At 71.5% G+C, this 15,060-nt stretch carries 13 protein-coding genes and 2 pseudogenes; 11 read left to right on the forward strand and 4 right to left on the reverse strand.

What is annotated here, in order from left to right:
* Window positions 1-3: 3 nt before the first annotated feature.
* The 3 genes and pseudogenes from ABT254_RS35285 (at window position 4) to ABT254_RS35295 (ending at window position 3,502) form a co-directional block, all read left to right on the forward strand.
* Entirely contained in the window at window positions 4-2,571 is a 2,568-nt protein-coding gene (locus ABT254_RS35285) for an ABC transporter permease (protein ID WP_351479463.1), read from the forward strand.
* A gap of 46 nt (window positions 2,572-2,617) precedes the next feature.
* A pseudogene (locus ABT254_RS35290) lies at window positions 2,618-2,734 on the forward strand (LLM class F420-dependent oxidoreductase); the annotation flags it as partial.
* Window positions 2,735-2,860: 126 nt separating this feature from the next.
* Window positions 2,861-3,502, forward strand: a complete 642-nt coding sequence (locus ABT254_RS35295) for a hypothetical protein (RefSeq protein WP_351479466.1) — start codon at window positions 2,861-2,863, stop codon at window positions 3,500-3,502.
* Window positions 3,503-3,542: 40 nt separating this feature from the next.
* On the opposite strand, the gene ABT254_RS35300 is transcribed toward ABT254_RS35295, so the two are convergent.
* Window positions 3,543-4,508 carry a hypothetical protein gene (locus ABT254_RS35300; protein WP_351479469.1) on the reverse strand — a complete coding sequence of 322 codons (966 nt, stop codon included), beginning with the start codon at window positions 4,506-4,508 and terminating at the stop codon, window positions 3,543-3,545.
* A gap of 210 nt (window positions 4,509-4,718) precedes the next feature.
* Here ABT254_RS35300 and ABT254_RS35305 point away from each other — a divergent pair.
* The 8 genes and pseudogenes from ABT254_RS35305 to mug form a co-directional block, all read left to right on the forward strand.
* Window positions 4,719-4,982: pseudogene (locus ABT254_RS35305) on the forward strand (DUF5937 family protein); the annotation flags it as partial.
* 207 nt (window positions 4,983-5,189) lie between these two features.
* On the forward strand, window positions 5,190-6,836 hold the full coding sequence (locus ABT254_RS35310; protein ID WP_351479471.1) for a serine/threonine-protein kinase: 1,647 nt from the start codon (window positions 5,190-5,192) through the stop codon (window positions 6,834-6,836).
* Between the two features lie 114 nt (window positions 6,837-6,950).
* Complete coding sequence (locus tag ABT254_RS35315; protein WP_351479474.1) at window positions 6,951-7,376, forward strand: GNAT family N-acetyltransferase; 426 nt, start codon at window positions 6,951-6,953, stop codon at window positions 7,374-7,376.
* A 169-nt stretch (window positions 7,377-7,545) separates the two neighbouring features.
* Window positions 7,546-8,892, forward strand: coding sequence for a hemolysin family protein (locus ABT254_RS35320; protein WP_351479477.1), 1,347 nt, complete (start codon window positions 7,546-7,548; stop codon window positions 8,890-8,892).
* Window positions 8,889-9,911: a hemolysin family protein gene (locus tag ABT254_RS35325; protein ID WP_351479480.1), complete on the forward strand. Its 1,023-nt coding sequence runs from the start codon at window positions 8,889-8,891 to the stop codon at window positions 9,909-9,911. The genes ABT254_RS35320 and ABT254_RS35325 overlap by 4 nt, the downstream gene beginning before the upstream one ends.
* A gap of 69 nt (window positions 9,912-9,980) precedes the next feature.
* Window positions 9,981-10,763: an SGNH/GDSL hydrolase family protein gene (locus ABT254_RS35330; protein WP_351479483.1), complete on the forward strand. Its 783-nt coding sequence runs from the start codon at window positions 9,981-9,983 to the stop codon at window positions 10,761-10,763.
* A 190-nt stretch (window positions 10,764-10,953) separates the two neighbouring features.
* Window positions 10,954-12,396: an adenylosuccinate lyase gene (gene purB, locus ABT254_RS35335; protein WP_351479486.1), complete on the forward strand. Its 1,443-nt coding sequence runs from the start codon at window positions 10,954-10,956 to the stop codon at window positions 12,394-12,396.
* Window positions 12,393-12,938 (forward strand): G/U mismatch-specific DNA glycosylase, encoded by a 546-nt coding sequence (mug, locus tag ABT254_RS35340; RefSeq protein WP_351479620.1) that lies wholly within the window; start codon window positions 12,393-12,395, stop codon window positions 12,936-12,938. The genes purB and mug overlap by 4 nt, the downstream gene beginning before the upstream one ends.
* Before the next feature lie 3 nt (window positions 12,939-12,941).
* On the opposite strand, the gene ABT254_RS35345 is transcribed toward mug, so the two are convergent.
* Genes ABT254_RS35345 through ABT254_RS35355 form a run of 3 tightly spaced genes read right to left on the reverse strand, consistent with a single transcriptional unit; the run spans window position 12,942 to window position 15,047 of the window.
* Window positions 12,942-13,343, reverse strand: a complete 402-nt coding sequence (locus tag ABT254_RS35345) for a hypothetical protein (protein ID WP_351479488.1) — start codon at window positions 13,341-13,343, stop codon at window positions 12,942-12,944.
* Window positions 13,344-13,401: 58 nt separating this feature from the next.
* Entirely contained in the window at window positions 13,402-14,124 is a 723-nt protein-coding gene (locus ABT254_RS35350) for an ABC-2 transporter permease (RefSeq protein WP_351479491.1), read from the reverse strand.
* Between the two features lie 2 nt (window positions 14,125-14,126).
* On the reverse strand, window positions 14,127-15,047 hold the full coding sequence (locus tag ABT254_RS35355) for an ABC transporter ATP-binding protein (protein ID WP_351479494.1): 921 nt from the start codon (window positions 15,045-15,047) through the stop codon (window positions 14,127-14,129).
* Window positions 15,048-15,060 lie beyond the last annotated feature (13 nt).

Genomic DNA, 15,060 nt, shown 5'->3' on the forward strand with positions numbered 1-15,060 from the left:
ACCGTGCTCAAGGCGACGCTCCGCAGCTTCCTCGCCCACAAGGGGCGGCTGCTGCTCTCCGCGCTGGCGATCATCCTGTCCGTGGCCTTCGTCGCGGGCAGTCTGATCTTCTCCGACACGGTCACCCGCACCTTCGACCGGCTCTTCCACTCCACCTCCGCCGATGTCACCGTGGAGCCGAAGCAGGACCTCAAGTCCCAGGTGCCGACCGGTGCGGTCGAGACCGTGCCCGCCTCGCTCGCGGCGCGGGTGGCGAAGGTCGAGGGGGTCGCCTCGACGCACGCGGACGTCAGCGTGCAGAACATCACGGTCGTCGACAGCAGGAACAAGTCGGTCGGCCCGACCACCGGGGCGCCCACCATCGCCTCCGACTGGTACCTCACCCGTCGCAGCCCCGTGAGGCTGACCTCGGGTCACGCCCCGCGGGGCGGTGGCGAGGCGCTCCTGGACGCCGACACCGCCGACAAGAAGCACGTGAAGATCGGCGACACCCTGACCGTGCTCGCCCAGCCGGGCACCTTCAAGGTCAGGGTCGTGGGTATCGCGACCTTCACCACGACCAACCCGGGCGCGGCTCTCGTCTTCCTCGACCCGAAGACGGCGGCAGCCCAGCTGCTCGGGTCTGCGGACAAGGCCACCAGCATCCAGGCCGACGCGGCGAAGGGCGTGAGCGACGCCGAGCTCAAGAAGCGCGTCGCGGCCGTGGTCGACACCGCCGCCTACGACGTGAAGACCGCCGACGAGCAGGCCAAGTCGGCCGCCTCGGACCTCGGTGGCTTCCTCGACGTCATCAAGTACGTGATGCTCGGCTTCGCCGGGATCGCCGTCCTGGTCGGCATCTTCCTGATCGTCAACACCTTCTCCATGCTCATCGCCCAGCGCACCCGGGAGCTGGGCCTGCTCCGGGCCCTGGGCGCCGACCGGCGGCAGGTGCGGCGCTCCGTGCTCACCGAGGCGCTCCTGCTCGGCCTGGTCGGCTCGACTCTGGGCCTGGCGGCGGGCATCGGGCTCGCGGCCGGGCTGATCAAGCTGATGAGCGTGTTCGGAATGAACCTGAAGACCACGGAGATGGTCGTCGGGTGGGGCACCCCTGTGGCGGCGTACGTCGTCGGGGTCGGCGTCACGTTCGTGGCCGCGTACCTGCCGGCCCGGCGTGCGGCGGCCGTCTCCCCGATGGCCGCGCTCGCGGACGCCGAGATCGCCGGGATCGGCAAGCCGCTCAGGACGCGGGCGATCGTCGGCTCGGTCGTGGGAGCGCTGGGCGCGGCGGCGCTGGTCGGCTGCGCCACGGCGACGAAGACGGCCTCGTCGGCCTCGCTGCTGGGGCTCGGCGTCGTCCTGACCCTGATCGCGACGGTGATCGCGGGCCCGCTGCTGGTCCGCCCGGTCATCCGGGTCCTGGGCGGGGCCTTCCCGGCCCTCTTCGGCTCGATCGGCCGCATGAGCCAGCGCAACGCCCTGCGCAACCCCCGCCGTACCGGCGCCACCGCCGCCGCCCTCATGGTGGGCCTCGCCCTGGTCGGCGGCATGTCCGTGGCCAGCGCCTCCATGTCGAGGTCCTTCGACCAGCAGATCGACAAGACGCTGGGCGCCGACTTCATCGTCCAGAACACCAACTTCGTGCCCTTCAACCAGGAGGTCACCGACAAGGTGCGCGCCACGCCGGGCGTCGGCCTCGTCGTACGGCAGCGGTTCGCGCCGGTGGCCGTACGTCTCCCGGACGGCAAGCGCATCGAGACCACCGCCGCGGGCTACGACGACGGAGTGGACGACGTCGCGCACGTGACCTATGCGGCCGGGAACACGGCGGCGGCGCTGGCGGGCGGCAGCATCGGCATGGACGTCAAGTTCGCGAAGAAGCACGACGTCAGGATCGGCAGCACCATCCCCGTCGAGTTCCCGGCCGGGAGGAAGACCGAGCTGAAGGTCGGCGCCCTCACCGACCAGGACCAGGCCGAGGGCTTCGGCATGCAGGGCGGGCTGTTCTTCGGGATCGCGACGGTCGAGAAGTACGTGCCCGGCGGGCAGGACTCCGCGCTGTACGTCAACAAGGCCTCCGGCACGAGCGCCGACCAGCTGCGCAGGAACCTGGAGCACACGCTCAAGCCGTATCCGCAGGTCCAGGCCCGTGACCAGGCCGACTACAAGAAGCTGGTGCACGACCAGATCGCCGTGCTGCTCTACCTCGTGTACGCGCTGCTGGGGCTGGCGATCATCATCGCGGTGCTCGGCGTGGTCAACACCCTCGCCCTGTCGGTGGTGGAGCGGACCCGGGAGATCGGGCTGCTGCGGGCCATCGGGCTCGCCCGGCGGCAGCTGCGCCGGATGATCCGGCTGGAGTCCGTGGTGATCGCGGTGTTCGGGGCGGTCCTCGGGCTCGCGCTCGGTCTGGTGTGGGGTGTCTGCACCCAGCAGGTGCTGGCGCTGCAGGGCATGAAGGCGCTGGCGATCCCGTGGACCACGATCGTCGCGGTGGTGATCGGCTCCGCGGTGGTGGGCATCGTGGCGGCTCTACTGCCCGCGTTGCGTGCCTCCCGCATGAATGTGCTGGCGGCCATCGCACACGAGTGAGGGAATCGCGGCAGAGGCTCAAGTCCCTTGCAGGCGAGGAGAGTTCATGCCGCGTCCGTTCCGTTTCGGTGTCAGCCTGCTCGACCCCGCGCCCGCCGAGGAGCGGCAGGCCAGGTGCCGCCGCGCCGAGGACCTCGGCTACGACGTGATCCAGGTCCCGGACCAAACCGTGGCGGAGCCGGGCGGGCGCTGACCTGAAAACGTCCATGCCGGACGTGCAGCCACCCGCCGCCAACGGCCCATATCATCAGCCCGGGTTCGCGCGTGCCGCGCGCGGGGAGGGGTGGGGATGAGAGAGCTGGAGCTGCTGGGTCTGGCCGTGGTGCCCTTGGCCACCTACTACGGCGTGGCCCGGCAACGCCGCTGGCGCATCCTGGTGTCGGCGTTGTACGCCCTGGTCGGCGTGCTGCTTTACGCCAACGACGACATGCACGGCTGGCGCATGGCGTGGTATCTCGTCGACCTGGTCGCGATGCTGCTGATACTGCGCTTCCTGAACAGCCCCGAGCGGGTGGACCGGCTGGTGGAGAGAATCTGGGCGCTGACACCGCCCGAGGAGTCCGACAGAACCGGGGTGGAGCAGGAGCTGCACCGTCTGTCCCACGAACCTCGGCTGCACTGGATGTGCCTGGAACTCGACACCGGTGGCGACCTGTTGGTCACCACGAACCTGAACGGCCGGTCGGCGCGGCGCCGGTTCCGTGTGGCGGAAGAGTGCCCCCATTGCCTCCTGGAAGGGCTTCTCGCGTCATTCGTCGCCGTCGAGCCGGTCGAAGAAATCGAGTTCTACCGCACCGGAACTTCTCAGGGCGAGGGATACGCCGCGTACGTCTACTTCGACAGGTCAACGGCAGGCGTACGCGTCGACGTCGCTCAGACCAGCCGTATGGTGGCCCTGCCGGCCGGCGACTGTTCCGTTCACGCCCTGTGAGCCGCGCAGCCCCGCGGCGGCCGGTTTCCGGGCGCCCGTGTCAGCTGCCACCGAGAGTCCGGTGCCGGTGCGCGAGGTGCCGCAACCGGGCGACCTCGACCTGCTCCCGCAATCGGGCCTCGACACGCTCTCGGGCTGTCGGGTCCTGGCTCTCCTCCCACCACGCCTCGCCCGTCTCGACCCGCCGCTGCTCCGCTGCGTTCGGCTGTGCCCCCATTCGAAGACGTTGGCAGCGGCAAGGGCGGTAGCGCAACCGGTCGGGATGGTCCGTGCCCGGATCCCATCGGGCCAGGAGGAGGGCGACGTCCGTTGCGTCGTGGTGCTCGGCCAGACCGCGCACGCGATCGGCGTACCTCAGCACCTCCAACTCCCGGCACAGCGCGCAGCACCGGCACCAGGGCACCAGATCCCCGTTGGCGCGGACCAGGTCCGCGATGGCGTCGGCCAGCGGCCGGGGCAGATGGCCGTGCGCAGCGAGGTGGGCCAGTTGCAGGAGGTCCCTGACGGGATGGGGTGCCTCCCAGGCCGCTGTGATGTGTCCGGCGGCCAGGACCGTGTCGTCGGCGTCGCGGCGGCGGGCCAGGAGGCGAACGTCGAACAGAGCCCGCACCTCCCCCTCGGCCCCGGCATCCCGTTCCGACGGATCCATGTCCCACCAGAGGTGATACTCCAACGCGTCGTCGGCAGCTGACCCGGCTTCGAGCGGCAGATGGAGGACGTGTGACGACTCCGCACGCACGTGTGGGGTCATGTCCTCCCACAGGCCACCGGGCGGCAGAGCCGACGAAGGTGGCAACCGGCGACGCAGTGAGGTGATACGAGCGCGGAACAGCCGCAGCCGCAGCCGCAGAGCGGTCTCGGACGCGGGGGCGAGGTCGGCCGGGGGCCGCACGACAATCACGGCGTGCCCTGCGAGGACACCGGCCGGCTGCTCCGACTCGAATCGCAGGTCCAGCACCCCGGCTCCGCCGTCGGACATCACGGGCACACCCTCCTCGTTCGGCACGCCATCGGAACACCTGGTACGCCCGTGTTCCCTCCGGGCGAAGTTACGGGTCGGCTGCCCGGGTCGGCAACGCCGCGACAGCGCCCGGGATTTGTCGCGGTCCATGAGGCCGGCGGTTCGGTGCCGACGCCGCAACAGGACCCGACAGCACGTGATCGTCAGCCCGCGCGACATGCCCGGACACCGGGCCGCGGTCCTTGGTCCTTCTCGGCCGAACCGGGTCACCATCCGCAGTTCACCGGCCGGGCCGGGGGCGTCCGGGCCGGGCTGCGGCCGGAGCTGGCCGAGCGGCTCAGGGAGGCGAAGTTCCTCTGGCGTTCCTCACAGGCCGACCTCCTGATCCCCGCCCGGCCCCGGCAGACCCTCGCCGAGGAGCTGGACGACGTGGACCGGATCGACGACGAGACGTATGTGACCGCCGCACTCGTCTGCTCACGACTCGGCGGCACGGCCGTTACGTCCGGTACACCCTCAGCCTGCCCGATCTGGCGACGCTGGGCGCCGACCTGCTGGCGGCCGTACTGCGCTGACCGACCGGTCGGGCCCGCTCCGCCCGTCGCATCGGAACTGATGTGAACGTGTCACGCGTGGCTTAAACTCACGGCGATACGGGGCGGGTTCGTGTGCTCTCCGCCCAAGATGTCCCGCCCTGCTGCGGCCCGAGTACCGCCCGGAGACAACATGAGGCCCCTGGATCCCGGGGATCCGTCGGCCGTCGGCGGCTACCCGCTGCTGGCGCTGCTCGGCGCCGGCGGCATGGGACAGGTCTTCCTTTCCCGTACGGCTTCCGGGCGGCTGCTGGCGTTGAAGACGCTGCGGCCCGAGTTCGGCCTGGACCCCGGCTTCGAGGAGCGGTTCGCCCGCGAGATCGCCAGCAGCGACCAAGTGCGTTCCGCCTGGACAGTGTCGGTCGTCGACTACAGCCCCGCCGGGCAGCGTCCGCAGTGGCTGGCCACGGAGTACGTCGCCGCCCCCTCCCTCGCCGACTGGGTCGGGCGAAGGGGGCCCTTGCCCGAAGGCACCGTGCGGGCCCTGGCCGCGGAACTCGCCGAAGGGCTGCGGGCCGTGCACCGGGCCGGCCTCGCCCACCGTGACGTGAAGCCGTCCAACGTGCTCCTGGCCCGCCGTCATCCCCTGCTCATCGACTTCGGCATCGCCCGTGCCGCCGATGACACCCGCCACACAGGCACGGGCGGCGTCATCGGGTCGCCGGGATACATGGCGCCGGAGCAGGCGACCGGCGGGATATCGGCCGAGCCCGGCGACGTCTTCTCGCTGGGGGCGACGCTGGTGTACGCCGCCACCGGCATCGGCCCCTTCCTGCACCCGGGCGAAAACCCCTCGGCGGCGCAGCTGCTGTACCGGATCGTGCACGAGGAGCCGACGCTGCACGGCGTGCCGGAGACGCTCGCGCCACTGCTCGCCGCCTGCCTTCACAAGTCGCCGCAGGCCCGCCCGACCGCGGACGAGCTGTTGGACCGCGTCGGCGCCTGTCCCGGCGGCTGGACAGCGGCCCTGCCGCCGGATCTGTCCGCGGACATCGCCGCGAGGGAAACCGCGGCCCAGGCGGTGCTGCGGCGCCCGGTGCCGCCGCCCCCGCATCCCGCGCCACCGGCCGGGTTCGGACCGCCCGGTGAGGGCATCGGTTCCCCGTCACCCGCCGCCTACGGGCCACCCGCCGCCCCCACGCACCCCCCGGCCTCTGCGGCCGGAACCGCTCGTGGCCTCGCCCCGGTCGGGGCCGCCCCCGCGCGCGGTCGGCGTGCCGCACGGCTGCGCACGGCCGCCGTGGCCGCGGGCGTGGCGGCGACCGCAGCCGTCGTCGCCGCCCTGTCCTGGCCGCACGGCACCGACGACGGGACGGGCGGCGGGCACACCTCCGCACCGACCTCCCCCGCTCCGTCCTCGTCCGGCGCGACCGCCACGGACGCCCTGCCCGCCTCCTGGGTGGGCACCTGGAAGGGAACAGGACCCGGCAGTGCCTCCGGCGACGGTGTCGTGAACGCCCGCACGAGCAAGGTGTCCGTGACCGTCACCCTGCACGCGGCGTCCCGGGGCGACATCGTCGGCCGACAGGTCAGCCACGTGACCGACGCCGACAGCGGCCAGGACATCGGCTGCACCGAGACCCTGCGCCTGCGGGAGACGCACACGTCGTCGATGGTCTTCGAGGCGGCCACGAGCACTCCCACGGACCCGTCCAACGCCGTGCTGTGCGTGCGGGGCAACATCTACACCCTGACGAAAACGGGCGCGAACACCCTGTCCCTGGGCGACGAGGGCAGCCAGACGGCGGGCGCACCGTCACGGCTGACCCGCTCCTCCTGATCCACGGCCGACATCGACCGAGCCGGCAATCCGAAGGACCAGCGCGTCGGAATGCCGACTCCCGGCCACAGAAACCGATCGCCAGAGAGGCGAACCATCTGCTTGGCTCGCCTCATGAGTGATCTTCGCATCCGTACCGCGACCCCGGACGACCTCGACGACGTCCTGGCCTTCTGGAAGACGGCCGCCGAGGGCACGAGCATCAGTGACGACCGGGACGGGGTCGAGCGGCTGGTGGCGCGCGACCCGGAGGCGCTACTGCTGGCCGAGCAGGACGGGCAGCTGGTGGGCACGGTGATCGCGGGCTTCGACGGCTGGCGCTGCCATCTGTACCGGCTGGCGGTACGCCCGGACCGCCGCCGCCAGGGCATCGGCTCGGCGCTGCTGGCCGCGGCCGAGGAACGCTTCGTACGGCTCGGAGGGCGCCGTGGGGACGCGATGGTGCTGGTGCGCAACGAGATCGGACAGCATGCCTGGCGGTCGGCCGGGTACGCGCCCGAAGAGCACTGGCGGCGCTGGGTGAAGCACCTCGCACCCTGACCACCTTTGCCGATCCTTTACCATTGGAGTGACCGTGTCCGGATCCGTTCTGGCCCTCCGATGAAAGGTGTGAGCGTCCGCCCATGGGCGAGCCTCCCAGTAGTGCGCGCAGTACACGACATCGCGCGTTCCTCCCGCCCCTGTCCGACGATGGGACGGAGGTGACCCGATGACCGAAGTGCTCCTCCTGCTGGTGGCGATCCTGCTGTCGCTCGCCTGCGGCGCCTTCGTCGCGGCCGAGTTCTCGCTGACCACGGTCGAGCGGGCCGAGCTCGAACGGGCCGTGGAGCGCGGCGAGCGGGGGGCGGCGGGCGCCCTCAAGGCCGTCCGGAGCCTGACCTTCCAGCTCTCCGGCGCCCAGCTCGGCATCACCGTCACCAACCTGGTCGTCGGCATGCTCGCCGAACCGTCGATCGCCAAGCTGATCGCGGGCCCGCTGGAGGCCCTCGGCATCTCGCCCTCGGCGGCGAGCTCGCTCGCCCTGGTGCTGGGTACGGCCCTGTCCACCGTCTTCCTGATGGTCGTCGGGGAGCTGGTGCCCAAGAACTGGGCGATCTCCTCGCCGCTGGCCGTGGCCAAGCGGGTCGGCAACGCGCAGCGCCTGTTCAGTGCGGCCTTCCGCCCCTTCATCAGCCACCTCAACAACACGGCCAACCACGCGGTGCGCCGCTTCGGCCTGGAGCCCACCGAGGAACTGGCCTCGGCGCGCGGCCCCAAGGAGCTGGCCGCTCTCGCCCGGCACTCCGCCAAGGAGGGCGCCCTGGAGGCGGACACCGCGGAGCTGTTCGTACGGACCCTGAACCTCGCCGACCTGACCGCGGAGAACGTGATGACGCCCCGCGTCCAGGTCATCGCCCTCGAGGTCCAGGCCACCTGCGAGGACGTGGCGAACGCGACCCGGGCGACCGGACTGTCCCGCTTTCCCGTCTACCGCGGCAGCCTCGACTCGGTCGTGGGCACCGCCCACATCAAGGACGCCCTGGCGATACCTGCCCACCGCCGCACCCACACCCGCGTCTCCGAACTGATGCGTGAGCCGCTCCTCGTCCCCGAGACCCTCACCGTCGACCGGCTGCTGGACCGGCTGTCCGGCAAGCGCACCATGGCCGTCGTCATCGACGAGTACGGCGGCACCGCGGGCGTGGCCACCCTGGAGGACATCGTCGAGGAGGTCGTCGGCGAGGTGCGGGACGAGCACGACCCGCACGAGACGCCCGACCTGGCCCCCGCGGGCAGCGACGACGCGGGCCGCACGCTGTACTCGGCGGACGGCTCGGCCCGGGTGGACCAGCTCGTGCGCGTCGGCCTCAGGGCGCCGGAGGGGCCGTACGAGACGCTGGCCGGCCTCGTCGCCACGGAACTCGGCCGCATCCCGGCCGTGGGCGACTTCGTCGAGGTCGGCGGATGGCGGCTCGACGTGGTGGACGCCTCGGGGCGCAGGGCCGCTCGCGTGCTGATGCACGCACCCTTCGAGGACGGGGCGGACGGTACGACGAACCAGGAGGCCGCGAAGTGACCGCCGTACAGCTGCTGATCGGCCTTGCGACCCTCGTCGTCAACGCCTTCTTCGTCGGCGCCGAGTTCGCGCTGATCTCCGTACGGCGTTCGCAGATCGAGCAGTATGTGGAGGGGGACGCGGAGGGCGACCGGCGGGCCAGGAGCGTGCTGTGGGGCCTGGAGCACGTGTCCGCGCTGTTGGCGGCCGCGCAGCTCGGCATCACGCTGTGCACGCTGGTCCTCGGTGTGGTCGCGGAGCCGGCCATCGCGCATCTGCTGGAGCCGGTCTTCCACGCCGTCGGCGTGCCCGAGTCCGCGGGGCACGCGGTGTCCTTCGTCATCGCGCTGACCCTGGCGACGTATCTGCACATGCTGCTCGGCGAGATGGTGCCGAAGAACATCGCGCTCGCGGAGCCGGTGCGCAGCGCGCTGCTGCTCGGGCCGCCACTGGTCGCCCTGGCGCGGGCGCTGCGCCCGGTGATCTTCGCGATCAACGCCTTCGCCAACGCCCTGCTGAAGCTGTTGCGGGTGGAGACCAAGGACGAGGTCGCGGCCACCTTCTCGGACGCCGAGCTGGCCCGGATCGTGCGGGACTCGGGCGAGGCGGGGCTGATCGACGACCGCGCGCTGGAGCGGCTGCACGACGCGCTGGAGCTCGGCCGCCGTCCGGTGCGCGACGTGGTGCTCCCGCTGGAAAGCGTCGTCTACGCGCGCGTGGGCGTCACTCCGGAGGAACTGGAGCGGCTGTCGGCCCAGTCGGGCTTCTCCCGCTTCCCCGTGGTCGACGAGGGCCGTCGTATCGTCGGCTATCTGCACGTCAAGGACGCGCTGGACGCCTCTCCCCGGGATGTGCCGTTCCGGGTGCGGGACATGCGGCCCATCGCACGCGTGCGGGAAGGCACACCACTGGACGACGTGCTCACGGCGATGCGGGGCAGCCGCACGCACCTGGCGGCAGTACTCGGCAGCGACGGCCGGCTGGCCGGCCTCGTGACCATGGAGGACGTGCTGCAGGAGCTGTTCGGGCAGCGGGCCTGAGCCGTCCGTTCGAACGAGCGGGGGCCGACCGACCGACGGGTATGGAACCGGGATACCATCTCCTCCGCCATGCAGAAGAACCCCATACACACCAGCCTGGTCGCGGTCGGCGACTCCTTCACCGAGGGCATGTCGGACCTGCTGCCGGACGGCTCCTACCGGGGCTGGGCCGATCTCCTCGCCGGGCGGATGGCCGCGGTCAACCCCGGGTTCCGGTACGCCAACCTCGCGGTGCGCGGCAAGCTGATCGGGCAGATCGTCGAGGAGCAGGTCGACGTGGCGGCCGCCATGCAGCCCGACGTGATCACGCTGGTGGGCGGCCTCAACGACACCCTGCGGCCCAAGTGCGACATGGGGCGGGTGCGGGGCCTGCTCACCGAGGCCGTGGAGCGGCTGGCCCCCGCCTGCAAGCAGCTCGTGCTGATGCGCAGCCCGGGCCGCCAGGGGCCGGTCCTGGACCGCTTCCGGCCGCGCATGGAGGAACTGTTCGCCACCGTCGACGAGCTCGCCGCACGGCACGACGCGGTGGTCGTCGACCTGTACGGGGCCCCGTCGCTGGCCGACCCCCGCATGTGGGACGTCGACCGGCTGCACCTGACGGCGGAGGGGCACCGCAGGGTCGCCGAGGCCGTCTGGCAGACACTGGGCTACGACCCCGAGGACGCCGACTGGCACACGCCGATGGCGGCGACCCCTCCTCCGGGGTGGGCCGCGCGACGGGTGGCGGACGTCCGCTTCGCCCGTCAGCACCTGCTCCCGTGGATCGGCCGCCGCCTGACGGGCCGCTCCTCGGGCGACGGCCGCCCGGCCAAGCGCCCGGAGCTCCTGCCGTACGAGGGCCCCGTGACGTAAGAAGCCGGGAGGCTCCTTTCAGCCCGTCCGGCGCTTGAGGACGAGGCCGTTCAGGCCGAAAGCGGGGGTCCGGGGGCGGCAGCCCCCGGTGTCGGGACGGGTAGGGGCGGCGGGGGCGAGCACATTCGTAGGTTCCACCGAACGCACCCGTGGCGCTGGCCTGCACGATTCGCCAGTAGAATCCGTACACGTGACTTCTGCTCCCGCCAAGCCCCGCATCCCGAACGTCCTCGCCGGACGCTACGCCTCCGCCGAACTCGCCACGCTCTGGTCGCCCGAGCAGAAGGTGAAGCTGGAGCGGCAGCTCTGGCTCGCCGTACTCAAGGCCCAGAAGGACCTCGGCATCGAGGTGCCGGACGCGGCGATCGCCGACTACGAGCGGGTCCTCGACACCGTCGACCTGGCCTCCGTCGCCGAGCGCGAGAAGGTCACGCGGCACGACGTGAAGGCACGGATCGAGGAGTTCAACGACCTCGCGGGGCACGAGCACGTGCACAAGGGCATGACCTCCCGCGACCTCACCGAGAACGTCGAGCAGCTGCAGATCCGGCTCTCGCTGGAGCTGATGCGCGACCGCACGGTGGCGGTCCTGGCCCGCCTGGGCAAGCTGGCGGGCGAGTACGGCGAGCTGGTCATGGCCGGCCGCTCCCACAATGTGGCGGCGCAGGCCACCACCCTCGGCAAGCGCTTCGCGACCGCCGCCGACGAGCTGCTCGTCGCGTACGGCCGGGTCGAGGAGCTCCTTGGCCGCTACCCGCTGCGTGGCATCAAGGGCCCGGTCGGCACGGCGCAGGACATGCTCGACCTGCTCGGCGGTGACGCGGGCAAGCTGGCCGACCTGGAGAACCGGATCGCCCAGCACCTCGGCTTCTCGCAGGCGTTCACCTCGGTCGGCCAGGTCTATCCGCGCTCCCTCGACTACGAGGTCGTCACCGCGCTGGTGCAGCTGGCGGCGGCCCCCTCCTCGCTCGCGAAGACGATCCGTCTGATGGCCGGGCACGAACTGGTGACCGAGGGCTTCAAGCCGGGCCAGGTCGGCTCCTCGGCGATGCCGCACAAGATGAACACCCGCTCCTGCGAGCGCGTCAACGGCCTGATGGTCATCCTGCGCGGCTACGCGTCGATGACCGGCGAGCTGGCGGGCGACCAGTGGAACGAGGGCGACGTGTCCTGCTCGGTGGTGCGCCGGGTCGCGCTGCCGGACGCGTTCTTCGCGCTGGACGGTCTGCTGGAGACGTTCCTGACCGTGCTGGACGAGTTCGGCGCCTTCCCGGCGGTCGTGGCCCGTGAGCTGGACCGCTACCTTCCCTTCCTGGCCACGACCAAGGTGCTGATGGGTGCGGTGCGCGCGGGAGTGGGCCGTGAGGTGGCGCACGAGGCCATCAAGGAGAACGCCGTCGCCTCCGCCCTCGCGATGCGCGAGCAGGGCGCGGAGCGCAACGAGCTCCTCGACAAGCTGGCCGCCGACGAGCGCATCCCGCTCGACCGCGGACAGCTGGACGCGCTGATGGCGGACAAGCTGTCCTTCACGGGCGCCGCCGCCGACCAGGTCGGCGTCGTCGTCGGCCGCATCGAGGAGATCGTCAAGCAGCACCCGGAGGCCGCGGGCTACACGCCGGGGGCGATCCTCTGACCCGCTTCACCCCGGCGGAACTGGAGGCCGCCCGCGACCGCCTCGTCCCGGACGTGGTCGCGGACGGCCTTTCTGTACTCTTCTGCGGCATCAATCCCGGCCTCATGACGGCGGCCACGGGACATCACTTCGCCCGCCCCGGAAACCGCTTCTGGCCGGTGCTGCACCGGTCGGGCTTCACGCCCAGGCTCCTGAAGCCGTCGGAGCAGAGCGAGTTGCTGTCGTACGGGCTGGGCATCACGAACGTCGTGGCCAGGGCGACGGCGCGGGCCGACGAGCTCGGTCCGCAGGAGTACCGCGAGGGCGGGCGGCTGCTGGCGCTGAAGGTGGCACGGCTGCGGCCGCGCTGGCTGGCGGTGGTCGGAGTCACCGCTTACCGGGCGGCATTCGACGACCGCAGGGCCCAGGTGGGGCCGCAGGAGCGGACGTTCGGCCGGACGCGGGTGTGGGTGCTGCCGAATCCGAGCGGACTGAACGCGCACTGGACGGTGGAGACGATGGCGGAGGAGTTCGCGCGCCTGAGGGCGGCGGCGGGCTCCTGAAGATCAGACGGGGTCTATGTCCGAGGCCACGGCGAGCAGGGGGGCCTCGTCGGTTTCACCCCGGTCGGCGATACCGAGGGCGATCCAGCGTTCGGTGCCGGGCGGCTGCCACAGGTTCAGCTGCTGCGTGAGGATGCTCGTCGCCAGCCAGGGTTCCGGTATGTCCTCGCCCCGGTCGATGCGCACGCGGAGCGTGGGCATGCCCCATGGGTCGTGCTGCTCGCCCCAACGGGCGTTCAGCACCTGGGAGATCCACTCTCCGAGCACATGCACGTCGTCCCCGTCCACTAACCGCACGATGCGGTAACCGGATCCCGCCAGGAACAGATCCGACCCGCTGTACTCCGCGGAGAGATCCGCGGTGCACAGCGCATCGATCGTGGCGAGGTGCTTGTCCATGTCCATGTGATCCAGTATCGCGGCCGCCACTGACAATTGGCGGCGCGTCAACCGCCTTCAGTCGTCAGGCATCGCGCCGCCGTACGCTCCACGCCCCCGCGAGCAGCGCGACCGCCGTCCACAGCCCCGTCACCGCGAGCCCGGTCCAGGGCCCCAGGGCGCCGTCCCACCTCCCGTGGAACACCACCTGCCCCGCCCGGTCCGGCAGGACGTCCGCCACGGAACCGGACATGTCCCCGATGACGAAGGACACAATGAGCAGGAACGGGATCAGGATGCTCAGCGTGGCGACACCGCTGCGCAGCACGGCTGTCAGGCCTGCCGCGAGCAGCGCCATCAGCGTCAGATAGAAGGCGCAGCCGACGACTCCACGCAGTTCCTCGCCCCAGGTCAGCCCGTCCGCCTTCGTCCCGAGCACCGCCTTGCCGACAGCGAGGCTCACTCCTCCCGTCGCCAGACCGACCCCGAGCACGGGCGCGGCGATCGCCCCCGCCTTGGCGACGAACCACCGGCCGCGCCGCGGCACCGCGGCCAACGTGACGCGCAGGGCGCCGCCCCGGAACTCGGACGACACGGCGGTCGTACCGAAGGCGATCGCCGCGATCTGCCCGAAACTGACGCCGAAGAACGCGGAGAACAGCGGATCGAAGTCCGCTCCTTCGGTGTCGCTTCCGGCGAGCGCCGAGAACGCGGCGGTGGCGAGCAGGACGGCGGCCAGGCTGCCGACGAGCGAGCGCAGCGTACGGATCTTGAGCCACTCCGAGTGGAGCAAGGGCGTGAATTCCATGGTCAGGCCTCCTGGTGCGGTGCGGTGAACTCGGTTTCTGCGCCGGTCAGGTCCAGATAGGCCTGCTCCAACGTGCCCTCTTCCGCCGCCAGTTCGAGCAGCGGCACACCGGCGGCAGAGGCGAGGCGACCGATGTCGTCCCCGCGTGCGTGGTCCACGATCCAGCGCCCGTCCTCGTGCTCGACGGCGTCGTGGCCGTGCCGGGCGAGCGCGCTCTTGAGTGCCGTGGGGTCCGTCGTCCGGATCCGCACACGGGGCTGCACGCGTGCGTCGATGAACTCCCGCATCGGGGTGTCGGCCAGCAGCCGTCCGCGTCCCAGGACGACGAGGTGGTCGGCGAAGGACGCGGTCTCGTTCATGAGATGGCTGGAGACCAGGACCGTACGGCCCTCCCCCGCGAGCCGGCGCAGCAACGCGCGGATCCAGATGATGCCTTCGGGGTCGAGGCCGTTGGAGGGTTCGTCGAGCATGACCACCTGGGGCTCGCCCAGCAGCGCGGCGGCGATGCCCAGGCGCTGGCGCATGCCGAGGGAGTACGTCTTCACGCGGCGTCGCGCCACCGATGCGAGCCCGGTCTCCGCGAGCACCTCGTCGACCCGGCGCTGCGGGATGCGGTTGCTCGCCGCCAGGATGCGCAGGTGGTCGCGGCCGGTACGGGAGCCGTGCGCGGCCCGGGCGTCGAGCAGGGCGCCGACGTGGCGCAGCGGATCGTGCAGCGCGGCGTAGGGGCGGGCACCGATCGTGGCGGAGCCGGAGGTGGGCCGGTCGAGGCCGAGGACGAGCCTCATGGTGGTGGACTTTCCGGCGCCGTTGGGACCGAGGAAGCCGGTGACACGGCCGGGGCGGACGCTGAAGGTCAGGTCGTCCACGGCGCGCAGGCTGCCGTACTCCTTGGTGAGGTTCTGGACGTCGATGCTGGTCATGGCAGCAGCGTCG

This window comes from Streptomyces sp. NPDC001137, from assembly GCF_040298885.1.
GTDB lineage: Bacteria > Actinomycetota > Actinomycetes > Streptomycetales > Streptomycetaceae > Streptomyces.

Excerpts from the sequence above, each read along its gene's own strand:
- ABT254_RS35320 (WP_351479477.1), top strand. The coding sequence starts at position 7,546 with ATGACCGAAGTGCTCCTCCTGCTGGTGGCGATCCTGCTGTCGCTCGCC.
- ABT254_RS35350 (WP_351479491.1), bottom strand. The coding sequence starts at position 14,124 with ATGGAATTCACGCCCTTGCTCCACTCGGAGTGGCTCAAGATCCGTACG.
- ABT254_RS35295 (WP_351479466.1), top strand. The coding sequence starts at position 2,861 with ATGAGAGAGCTGGAGCTGCTGGGTCTGGCCGTGGTGCCCTTGGCCACC.
- ABT254_RS35310 (WP_351479471.1), top strand. The coding sequence starts at position 5,190 with ATGAGGCCCCTGGATCCCGGGGATCCGTCGGCCGTCGGCGGCTACCCG.
- ABT254_RS35330 (WP_351479483.1), top strand. The coding sequence starts at position 9,981 with ATGCAGAAGAACCCCATACACACCAGCCTGGTCGCGGTCGGCGACTCC.
- ABT254_RS35355 (WP_351479494.1), bottom strand. The coding sequence starts at position 15,047 with ATGACCAGCATCGACGTCCAGAACCTCACCAAGGAGTACGGCAGCCTG.
- ABT254_RS35315 (WP_351479474.1), top strand. The coding sequence starts at position 6,951 with ATGAGTGATCTTCGCATCCGTACCGCGACCCCGGACGACCTCGACGAC.
- ABT254_RS35345 (WP_351479488.1), bottom strand. The coding sequence starts at position 13,343 with ATGGACATGGACAAGCACCTCGCCACGATCGATGCGCTGTGCACCGCG.